Here is an 11,006-nt window from a genome sequence, read left to right on the forward strand (position 1 = left end):
GTCAGGACCTCTCCGGCATGACGCCCGCGCGGGCCAGGAACTCGATGTGACGGGTGATCATCGTGGCGTCGGCGGGCGGGAACTCCACCCCGCACTCGGCCGCCGCCCGCCAGGTGGCCGAGGTGTCGAACCGGGGCACCGGCCGGCCGGAGGTGGTCAGGCCGTAGGCCAGCGGGCCGAACGGGCTCTCGGGGGAGTCCATCATCCGGGCCCGCCAGGCCGGGTACTCCAGCACCTCGGTCGGCCAGCCCAGCGACGTCAGCACGTCGCCCAGGTCCGGGTAGCCGAAGCCGTCCGCCCGGTAGTAGTGGAAGTCCCGGCCGTGCAGGTCCGACCGCAGCGAGAGGCCCGCGATCGCGCCCGCCAGCCGGTCCACCGGCAGCATGTCGATCACGTCCCCGGTGCGCGGCACGACCCCGGTGGCCGCGCAGGTCCGGATCTGCCGGCTCAGGTAGGAGTCGGTCTTGGCGGTGCCGGTGCGCACGTCGCCGACGATCGCGGCCATCCGGTGCACCGACACCGGCAGGCCCCGGTCCCGGGCCAGCAGGACCATCATGTCGGCCACCCACTTGGCGGTGTTGTAGCCGGTGTCCAGCCCGGTCGGGTCCTCCGGCCGGTCGGTCTCGGAGATCAGCCGCCCGTCGTAGTCCGTGCCCAGGAACACGCCCAGCGTCGAGGTCAGGTGCAGCGGCTTGGTGGCGTACTTGGTGGCCAGCCGGAGGACGTCCGCCGTGCTGTTCACCAGCGACGGCACCATCTGCCGGTAGGTCAGCACGAAGTTCAGCAGCGCGCCGTTGTGGTAGATCGCGTCCACGCTCTCGGCGAGCTCGTCGAAACCGCGCCCGCCCAGGCCCAGCAGCGGTGTGGACAGGTCGCCGAGCACCGGCACGATCCGCGCCAGCCGCTCCTCGGACAGCTCCAGGCGCGCCCGCCGCAGGTTGCCGCGCAGCCGCTCGGCGGCGGCGGCGGGCGAGTGCGCCCGCACCAGGCAGTGGACCTCCGCGTCGGACCGGGTGAGCAGCTCGGCGAGCAGGTGCGCGCCGAGGAAACCGGTCGCCCCGGTGAGCAGCACCCGGTGCGGCGGGCCGGTCCGCACCGGGTGCTCGGCCACGATGTCGTCCGGCGGCCGGGCGTCGGCCCACATCTCGTCGGCGGAGGGCAGCCCCGTCCGGTACCGCTCGGCGAAGGAGTGGTCCGACGTGGCGGCGTCCTCCACCACCCGGGCCAGGTCGGCCAGGTCGGTGGTGGCGAACAGGGCGCGCAGCGGCACCACGACGCCCAGCGCCGCGCGGATCTTCGCCAGCACGGCGGCGGCGACGAGCGAGTGCCCGCCCAGACCGAAGAACGAGTCCCGCCGGCCGACCAGCGGCGTGTGCAGGACCTCGCCCCAGATCTCGGCGAGCACCCGCTCCACGGGCGTCTGCGGCGGTTCGTACGGCGCGGCCTCCAGGTCCGGGTCCGGCAGCGCGGCCACGTCGACCTTGCTGTGCGCGGTGAGCGGCAGCGCGGCCAGCACGACCCGCGCGCCGGGGAGCATCGCCTCCGGCAGGTGCCCGGCGCAGAACGACCGCAGCTCGTCGAGCGCCGGCGCGTCCCGGTCCGGGTGCGGCACGACGTAGGCGACCAGGGTCCCCGACCGCACCGCCACCGCCGCGTCGGCCAGCCCGGGGTGCCTGAGCAGCGCGGCCCGCACCTCGCCCGGCTCGATCCGGTGGCCGCGCAGCTTCACCTGGTCGTCCACCCGGCCCAGGAACTCCAGCGTGCCGTCCGGCAGCAGCCGCACCAGGTCGCCCGTGCGGTACATCCGGCCGCCCGGCACGGTCGGGTCGGGCAGGTACGCCGACGCGGTGCGCGCGGGGTCGCCCCGGTAGCCCCGGGCGGGCGCGATCCCGCCCACGTGGAGCTGGCCGGGCACGCCCACCGGCGAGGTCCGCAGGTCCGCGTCGAGCACGTAGGCGCGCACGCCGTCCAGCGGCCGGCCGATGGGCAGCGTCGCCGCCCGGTGGTCGACCTCGGAGCCGTCGGTGCTGCGGTGGGCCGTCGCGCACACCGTGGTCTCGGTGGGGCCGTAGTGGTTGACCAGGTCGACCCCGGTCGCCTTCGCCCAGTCCGCGACCGCCTGCGGCGGCACGGCCTCGCCGCCGGTCATCATGACCCGCAGCGGGCTGTCGGCGACGGTCGCGCCCGCCAGGTCGGCCACCCACCGCCGCCACAGCGGCGCGGGCCCGTCCACGGCGGTCAGCCGGTGCTCGGCGCACAGCCGCAGCAGCTCCGGCCCGTCCACGGCGGCGGGCTCCGGGTGCACGACCACGGCCGCGCCCGCGCACCACGCCGGGAACACGTCGCCCACCGACGCGTCGAAGCTCAGCGGCGGGATCATCAGAATCCGCTGCCCCGGGCCGAAGTCGTGCAGGTCGACGAACGCGCGGGTGAGGTTCGCCAGCGTGTCGTGCTGCACCTGCACGCCCTTGGGCACGCCGGTCGAGCCCGAGGTGTAGATGACGTACGCCAGCCCGCCGGCGGGCACGTCCACCGCGGGCGGCTCGGCGGCCTCCCCGGTGAAGGCGGTGTCCGAGGTGTCCAGCACCGCGCCCCGGTGGTCGCCGAACCGGTCTTGGCCCCCCGGCGCGGCGATCACGACCGGCGCGCCGCAGTCGGCCAGCAACCCGGCGAGCCGGGCCGGCGGGTGCGCCGGGTCCAGCGGCACGTACGCGCCGCCCGCCTTGAGCACCCCCAGCAGCGCCACCAGCGCGTCCGGCCCCGCCGCGAGGGCCAGGCCGACCGGTGTCTCCGGGCCGACGCCCCGGGCCGCCAGGGCGTGCGCCACGCCGTTGGCGCGGCGGTCCAGCTCGGCGAAGGTCAGTTCGGCCACCGCCGCACCGGCCGGGTCCAGCGCGAGCACGGCCGTGGTGTCCGGGTGCGCGGCCACCTGCTCGGCGATCCGGGCCAGCACGCCGGTGGCGGGCTCGACCGGGCCGCCGTTGAGCGCCTCGGCCGCGCGCCGGTCCGCCCCGGTCGTGGTGTCCAGCGCGGACAGCCGCGCCCCGGGGTGCGCGACGAGCGCCGCCAGCACGGTCAGCAGGTGGTCGGCCAGCCGGGCGACGGTGTCCGGCTCGAACAGGTCGGTGCTGTAGTCGAGCTGCGCGTCCCACGCGCCGGCGGTCTCCCGCACGTGCAGGGTGATGTCGAACCGGCTGGTGGCCCGGTCGACCGGCAGCGGGCCCACCGGCATCCCGGCCCACCGGTCCCGGCCGCCGCCCCGGTTGAGCACCAGCATCACCTGGAACAGCGGGTGGTGGGCGAGGTCGCGGCGCGGCGCGATCCGCGCGGCCACCTCGTCGAAGCTCACCTCGGCGTGGTCCAGCGCGTCGACCGCCGCGTCCTTGGCGCGCCGGAGCAGCTCGCCGACGGTCGGGTCGCCGGACAGGTCCACCCGCAGCGCGGTCGTGGTCACGTACATGCCGACCGAGCGCTCCAGCTCGGGGAACGGCCGGTGCGTCGACGGCGAGCCGACCACCAGGTCGTCCACGCCCGCGCGGCGGCCCAGCAGCAGCGCGAACGCCGCGAGCAGGCTGGCGAACGTGGTGCAGCCGTGGGCGCGCGCCAGGTCGGCCAGGCCGGTGGCCAGCTCCGCCGGCACGGTGAACCGGTGGGTCCGGCCGGCGACGGTCCGGTTCCGGGTGCGCGGCCGGTCGGCCGCCAGGTCCAGCACCTCCGGCGCGCCCGCCAGCCGGTGCGCCCAGTGGTCGAGCTGCCGCCGCCGCTCGCCCTCGGCCAGCCGCCCGGCCTGCCAGTGCGCGTAGTCGGGGAACTGCGCGGCCATCGGCCCCGGGTCGACGCCCTGGTACACGTCGCCGATCTCCCAGGCCACCACGGCCAGCGACAGGTCGTCGCAGATGATGTGGTGGCCGATCACCAGCACGGCGCAGTCGCCCGGCGCGACCCTGATCAGCCGGACCCGCAGCAGGGGACCGGTCGCCAGGTCGAAGGGCGCGTCCACCTCGGCCACCACGACGTCGGACAGGACGCGGTCGCCCAGGTCGGTCGCGGTCAGGTCGACCACCGGCTGCGGCGACACGACCTGCTCCGGCACGCCGTCGCGCTCGGCGATCCGGGTGCGCAGCGCCTCGTGCCGCGCGACCACGACCGCCGTGGCGGCCCGCAGCCGGCCTTCGTCGACGTCGCCCCGGACGCGCATCGGGGCGTACATGGCGTACGCGCCCGCGTCGAGGCCCAGCTTGCCGGTCAGCCACAGGCCGCGCTGGTTGCCGGACAGGGGGACGGTCGCGCCCCCGGGCCGGCGCGGCACCTCGTGCCGGGCGGCGGCCAGGCCGCGCTGCGCGAGCAGGCGTTCCAGCAGCTTCTGGCGCTGGTCGGACGGATCGGTCACGGGAGGGTCCTCTCCGGCGCTGCGGCCACCGGTGCCGGCAGGTCGTCCACGGCCCGCAGCCGGGGCCGCGACCAGGCGTAGGCGGTCAGCGCGAACATCAGCAGGCCGACGACCAGGAAGATCAGCGCGATGCCCCGGCCGTCGCCGGTGCCGATCACCGCACCGACCGTGGAGGCCAGCGGGCCGTCGACCGCCATCAGCGGTTCGGCGACGCCGTCGGACAGCGGGCCGATCAGCAGGAACGCGATCGGCATCGCGGCCGTGCTGATCATCCGCACCACCGCCAGCACCCGGCCGAGCACCGCCGGGTCCACCTTGGTCTGCAACAGCGTCACGCAGCAGGTGTTCATCAGCGGCAGCGTGAACAGGAACGCCGGCGCGGCCAGCCCGATCAGCCAGGGCGAGGGCGCGAGGCTGTGCAGCACGAGGAACACCCCGCCCAGCCCCAACCCCAGGTAGATGCCCAGGACCCGGCGCTTCGGGCCGCCCCACGCGCCCATCACCAGACCGCCGATGAACAACCCGCTGCCACCGGCCGCCATCAGCACGCCCAGCGTGGCCGGGCTGGAGAACGACAGGATCAGCGGCTGCACCAGCCCGCCCGCGATGGCGAACAGGAAGTTCCACACGCCGAACACCGCGCACAGCGCGAACAGCCCCGGAGCGCCGCGCAGCCACCGCAGCCCGGCCCCGATGCCGTCCCGGCCGCCGCCCTTCGCGCCGCTCCCGGTGACCACCGGGAGCCGGGCCACGAGCAGCGCGCCGACCGCGAACACCATCGTCACCACGTCGATCACCAGCACGCCGCGCAGCCCGACCAGGCCCAGCAGCGCACCCGCCACCAGCGGCGCGGCGATCTGCACGCCCTGGGTGATCTGCATGAACCCGTTGATCCGGCCGAGGTGCTTCTGGGGCACCAGGGAGGGCACCAGCGCCTGGTAGGCGATGATGTGGAAGGTGTTCAGCGTCGCGGTGAGCGCCGAGGCGACGTAGATCTGCCACACCGCCAGCGACTCCGCGCCGACCGCCACCAGCAGCAGCACCGTCACCACGCCCGCGCCGACGTCCGCGCACAGCATGATCTTCTTGCGGTCGTACCGGTCGGCGAACGCGCCCGCGTACGGCGCGAGCAGGATGCCCGGCAGCACCGCGCAGAACTGGATGAGCACGAACTGGGTGACCGACCCGGTGCCGAGGTAGACCCACACCCCCAGCACGAACGCGGTCAGCGCCGACCCGATGACCGAGACGAGCTGTCCCGCCCAGACCACGGCGAACCGCTTCACGGTGCCTCCCCGAGCATGGTGTCGATCTCCTCGTCGGTCATCCCGGCGAGCTGCATGTGCAGCTCGGCGACAGCGGCGACGCGCCCCGGTTCGTCCAGCGCCACGAGGGCGGCGGCCATCCCGGCGACGGTCGGCGCGGCGAACATCCGGCCGATGGGCACGGTCACGGCGAACGCGCCGTGCACCCTGGACAGCGCTTTCGCGGCGAGCAGCGAGTGGCCGCCCAGCGCGAAGAAGTCGTCGTGCACCCCGATGTCCGGCAGGTCCAGCACCTCGCGCCAGATGCCCGCCAGCACCTCCTCCACGGCGTCGCGCGGCCCGACCCGCTCGCCGGCCGCCGCCCAGGTGGGCTCGGGCAGGGCGGTGCGGTCGGTCTTCCCGTTGGGGGTCAACGGGAACGCGTCCAGCAGCACGGCGGTCGCGGGCACCATGTACTCGGGCAACCGCAGCGCGAGGTCCGCGCGCAGCCGGGCCCACAGGTCCTCGGAGCGCTTCGCCGGCACCAGGTACGCGACCAGCCGGGCGTCCCGGGGCACCACCACGGCCTCGCGGACCTCGGCGGAGGCGAGCAGGGCCGCTTCGACCTCGCCCAGCTCGATCCGGAAGCCGCGCACCTTGACCTGGTGGTCGGCCCGGCCGAGGAACTCCAGCGTCCCGTCCGCGCGGTGGCGCACCAGGTCCCCGGTCGCGTAGAGCCGGCTGCCCGGCGTGCGCGCGAACGGGTCGGGCAGGAACCGGTCCGCCGTCTGCCCCGGGCGGTCGTGGTAGCCCCGCGCCACCCCCGACCCGCCGATGTGCAGCTCGCCCACCACCCCGGGCGGCACCGGCTCCAGCCGGCCGTCCAGCACGTAGAGCCGGGTGTTGCCGATCGGCGGGCCGATCACGACCGGCGCGGGCGACGGGTCGACCAGACCGGCCGCCGACCACACCGTGGTCTCGGTGGGGCCGTAGGCGTTCCACAGCACCGAGTCGTCGGACAGCAGGTCGTCCGCGAGGTCGCGGGGCAGCGCCTCGCCGCCGCTGATCCGCGTCGTGACGCACGCCGGCACGCCGCCGGCCGCGTGCAGCAGCCGCCAGGTCGCGGGCGTGGCCTGGAGGGCGGTCACCCGCCGGTCGGCCAGCAGCCGCCGCAGCGCGACCCCGTCGGCCGCCGTGCCGCCCGGCACCACGAGGACCTCCGCGCCCGCCACGAGCGGGAGCAGGAGCTCCAGCACCGAGATGTCGAACGACAGCGTGGTGACCGCCGCCAGCCGGTCCCGCGAGGTGGGCGAGAACAGGTGCTGGAAGGTCGTCAGCAGGTTGACCACCGCCCGGTGCGGCACCTCGACGCCCTTGGGCGTCCCGGTCGACCCGGACGTGTAGCTGACGTAGGCCAGGTCTTCGCCGGTCACCGGAACCGGTCGCGGCACAGCGGGTTCGGCGTCCGCGAGCGCCAGCACGGGGCCGTCGAACGCCGGCGGGTCCGATCCCGGGTCGGAGAGCAGGACCGCCGCGCCGGAGTCGGCGAGCATCAGCGCCAGCCGCCCGGCCGGCCAACCGGGGTCCAGCGGCACGTAGGCCGCCCCCGCCCGCCACACCCCGAGCACCGCCGCGACGAGCTCGGGCGTGCGCGGGAGGTGCAGCGCCACCAGGTCTCCGCGCCGGACGCCGTGCCGCTGGAGCAGCGCCGCGACGTGGCCGGCCCGCCGGTCGAGCTCGGCATAGGTCAGCGTTGGATAGGTCAGCTCTGGGTAGGTCAGTTCTGGGTAGGTCAGCGTTGGGCCGGTCAGCTCTGGGTCGTCGGTGCCCGACACCGCGACGGCGTCCGCGCCGCCCGCGACCAGGTCGAGCGCGGTGGTCGCGTCGGGCAGCGGCACGGCGGTGTCGTTGTAGCCCTCCACGACTTCCCAGCGCCGCACCCCGGTCAGCGCGTCCAGCTCGGAGATCCGCTTGTCCGGGTGGTCGGCCGCCGCCAGGAGCAGCGCGACCAGCCGGTCGGTGAAGTCGGTGACGGTGGCCTCGTCGAACAGGTCCGTGCTGTACTCGACGCCGAGCGCGAGCCCGTTGGGGCGGTGCTCCACGGCCAGCGTGAGGTCGAACTTGGCCACCCCCGGGTCGGGCATCATCGACGAGATCCGCAGGCCGGGCAGGGCGAACGCCAGCGGCGGGGTGTTCTGGAGGATGAGCTGGGCCTGGAACAGCGGCGCGTGGCCCAGGCTCCGCTGCGGGCGCAGGTGTTCCACCAGACGCTCGAACGGCAGCTCGGCGTGCGCCAGACCGTCCACAGCGGACTCCCGGACCCGGCCGAGCAGCTCGCTGAACGTCGGGTCGCCGCCCACGTGGGCGCGCAGCGCCAGGGTGTTGACGAAGAACCCGATCAGACCTTCCAGGTCGGCGTGCGAGCGGCCCGCGACCGGCGTGCCGACCACGACGTCCGCCTGCCCGGCCAACCGGCCGAGCCGGGCCGCGAAACCGGCCAGCAGCACCATGAACAGCGTCGCGCCGTGCGCGCGGGCGAGCCCCTCCAGCGCGGCCAGGCCGGCGGCGGGGACGTCCGCCGGGAGCAGCGCGCCCCGGTAGGACGCGACGGCCGGGCGCGGCCGGTCGGTCGGCAGGGTCAGCAGCTCGGGCGCGCCGGCCAGGTGCTCCGCCCAGTACGCCAGGTGGCCGGCGGCGGTCGCGTCGCCCATCCGGTCCCGCTGCCACACCGCGAAGTCCGGGTACTGGAGGCGCAGCGCCGGCAGCACCGGTTCCCGACCGCCGACCGCCGCCGCGTACCCCTCGCCGATCTCCGCGAGCAGCACCGACAGCGACCACGCGTCGGAGATGATGTGGTGCAGGTTCAGCACCAGCACGTGGTCGTCCTCGGCGAACCGGCCCAGCTCGGTCCGGAACAGCGGGCCGCGGTGCAGGTCGAACCCGTCCGCGCCGCGCTGGTCGGCGAACAGCTGCGCCACCGCGTCCCGGTCGCCGTCAGAGAGGTCGTGCTCGACCAGCGCGGCGGTCCCGGTCGGGGCCACGAGCTGCACGGGCTCGCCGCCCGAGTCCGGGAACGTGGTGCGCAGCGCGGCGTGCCGGGCGACGACGCCGTCCAGCGCGCGCCGCAGCGCGGCCCGGTCCAGCACGCCCCGCAGGCGCAGCGCCAACGGGATGTTGTAGACCGCGCCGCCCGGCGAGAACTTGTCCAGGAACCACAGCCGCTGCTGGCCGAACGAGAGCGGGTAGGCGGCCGGTTTCGCCGTGCGCTCGCGCAGCCTGCGCGCCAGCAGTTCGCGCTTGCGCGTGGCGGATTCGGCGTCGGGGTCGGTCATGTCAGCTCCCGGACGTGGCGAGTCGGTCGGCGGCGGCCTGGACTTCCCGCCGCAGGTGGGTCGGCACGCGTTCGCCGAACAGGCGCAGGTAGACCGCCAGGGTGACGTCGTCGCCCCGCACGAACGGGAAGTCGGTCGGCACCATGTGCCGCATCCCGAGCAGCGCCACCGGGCTGCTCAACGGCCGGAACCGCGGGTTCCACAGGCCCTCCTTGTCCGGCGGGCCGGGGTGGAACTCGCCGAGCATCAGGCCGTGGTCGGCGTACTCGACCTTGAGCATCTCCTGGGTGCGGTCGACCACGTCGAAGCCGCCGTCCCCGCCGAGGTCGGGGAACAGCACCAGGATCGTCTTGAACTGCGCCGCCGGGCCGCTGGTCGGCTCCAGCTCGGCGAACCAGTCCCGGTAGTGCAGCAGCAGGTCCGCCAGCTCGGCCGGGTCGGTCGGCCGCCCGGGGTGCACCGACAGGAAGAACACGTTCTTCTGCAACGAGGTCCCGGTGTACGGGCACACGTCCCCGCGCCGCCCCAGGTCGGGGTGCGGTTCGCAGAGGTACTCCCGGGACCACCGGTGCACGGCCCGCAACGCCTCCTCGTGGGCGGCGACGGGGCCGGGGAGCCGGTCGGCGGCGAAATCCGCCGGTTCGACCAGCGGGTGCGCCGGTCGGGTCGGGTGGATCAGCATCATCCCACCTGCCTTGCGCCGCGACGGCGTCGGAACCGGCGGGCCAGCCCGGTCAGCGCCGCGCCGGTCAGCGCGGCGGTCACCGCGCCCAGCAGGCGGTCCTGGCGGCGGGCGCGGGCCAGGGCTTCGCCGTAGGGCACGGTGGTGTGCGTGATGAGCGTGTACAGCGGCACCCAGGAGCGCGGGAACGCCCGGTGCAGCAGCAGGTCCGCCTTCCGGCGGGCCAGGAACAGCGGGGAGCGCACCTTGTCCCGCAGCTCCACGAAGTTGCGCTTGGACAGCTCCGCCAGCACGTCGGTGTGCGGCCGGCGGGCCTTCTCGAACGCGGCCAGCGCGCCCGGCAGGTCGCGCGGGTGGGCGGCCAGGCACCGGTCGAGCACCGAGCAGTCCTCGAACGCCGCGTTCATGCCCTGCCCGAAGAACGGGTACACCGCGTGCGCCGCGTCGCCCAGCAGCACGGTCCCGCGCCCGTCGCCCGCGGGCACGTGCCACGGCTCGGTCCGGATGGTGACCAGGTTGGCCGCGTCGCGCGCCAGGAACTGCTCGACCAGGTCCGGGACCAGGGTCAGGGTGTCCGGGAACGCGCGGGCGAAGAAGTCGCGCACCCGCGCCGGGGTGTCCAGCCCGGCGAACCCCGCCGAACCCCCGAACGGCAGGAACACCGTGGCGGTGAGCGAGCCGTCCACGTTGGGGTGGGCCACGATCAGCCCGTCGTCGCCCGGCCACACGTGCAGCGCGCGCAGCTCGGTGCGCGGCCGGCCGCCGTCGCCGACCGGGATCAGCAGCTCCTTGTAGCCCCACTCCAGGAACTCCTGGTGCAGGGTGGTCCGCGCGCCGCGCGCCAACTGGGCGCGCACCGCGGAAAACGCGCCGTCCGCGCCGATCAGCAGGTCCGCGCCGTGCTCGACCGTCCCCTGTGGACCGGTGGTGGTGACCGACGGGCCGTCCCGGTCCACGGCGGTGACCCGGTGGCCCCACCGGAACTCCACGCCCCGTTTCTCGGCCTCGTCGATCAGCGCCACGTTCAGGTCGTGCCGCAGCACCGAGTGCAGGACCTGGTCCTCCTCCGTGCCGTAGGGCTGGAACCGCAGCGAGCCGTCGGCCAGGTGCACCACCCGCCCGCGCATCGGCACCGTCGCCGGTGCGAGCGCGTCGAACAACCCGATCTCCCGCAGCGCCACCGCCGCCCGCTGGGACATGCCGAGGTTGAACGAGCGCCCCGACTCCCGGACGCCGGGCGTGCGCGGGTCCTCGCGCCGTTCCAGCACCCGCACGGAGAACCCGCGCCGGGCCAGGTAGACCGAGACGAGCGAGCCCGCCAGGCCCGCGCCCACCACCACCGCGCCGGTCATGGCCGG

Annotated in this window: 5 protein-coding genes; all 5 read right to left on the minus strand. The window is 75.3% G+C overall.

What is annotated here, in order from left to right; genetic code table 11:
- Position 1: 1 nt before the first annotated feature.
- From AB0G01_RS24145 to AB0G01_RS24165, 5 genes are read right to left on the minus strand one after another with little or no spacing between them, the layout of a single operon-like run.
- Positions 2–4,390 (minus strand): amino acid adenylation domain-containing protein, encoded by a 4,389-nt coding sequence (locus AB0G01_RS24145; RefSeq protein WP_360949134.1) that lies wholly within the window; start codon positions 4,388–4,390, stop codon positions 2–4.
- Positions 4,387–5,676 (minus strand): MFS transporter, encoded by a 1,290-nt coding sequence (locus tag AB0G01_RS24150; protein WP_360949136.1) that lies wholly within the window; start codon positions 5,674–5,676, stop codon positions 4,387–4,389. Before AB0G01_RS24150 ends, AB0G01_RS24145 begins: the two co-directional genes overlap by 4 nt.
- Positions 5,673–8,966 (minus strand): amino acid adenylation domain-containing protein, encoded by a 3,294-nt coding sequence (locus AB0G01_RS24155; RefSeq protein ID WP_360949138.1) that lies wholly within the window; start codon positions 8,964–8,966, stop codon positions 5,673–5,675. The genes AB0G01_RS24150 and AB0G01_RS24155 overlap by 4 nt, the downstream gene beginning before the upstream one ends.
- A gap of 1 nt (position 8,967) precedes the next feature.
- Positions 8,968–9,648, minus strand: coding sequence for a DUF6875 domain-containing protein (locus tag AB0G01_RS24160; protein ID WP_360949140.1), 681 nt, complete (start codon positions 9,646–9,648; stop codon positions 8,968–8,970).
- Positions 9,648–11,000, minus strand: coding sequence for an NAD(P)/FAD-dependent oxidoreductase (locus AB0G01_RS24165; RefSeq protein ID WP_360949142.1), 1,353 nt, complete (start codon positions 10,998–11,000; stop codon positions 9,648–9,650). The genes AB0G01_RS24160 and AB0G01_RS24165 overlap by 1 nt, the downstream gene beginning before the upstream one ends.
- Positions 11,001–11,006 lie beyond the last annotated feature (6 nt).

Origin of the sequence: Actinosynnema sp. NPDC023587 (assembly GCF_040640215.1) — a bacterium.
Lineage (GTDB): Bacteria > Actinomycetota > Actinomycetes > Mycobacteriales > Pseudonocardiaceae > Actinosynnema.

Excerpts from the sequence above, each read along its gene's own strand:
- AB0G01_RS24165 (WP_360949142.1), bottom strand. The coding sequence starts at position 11,000 with ATGACCGGCGCGGTGGTGGTGGGCGCGGGCCTGGCGGGCTCGCTCGTC.
- AB0G01_RS24155 (WP_360949138.1), bottom strand. The coding sequence starts at position 8,966 with ATGACCGACCCCGACGCCGAATCCGCCACGCGCAAGCGCGAACTGCTG.
- AB0G01_RS24160 (WP_360949140.1), bottom strand. The coding sequence starts at position 9,648 with ATGCTGATCCACCCGACCCGACCGGCGCACCCGCTGGTCGAACCGGCG.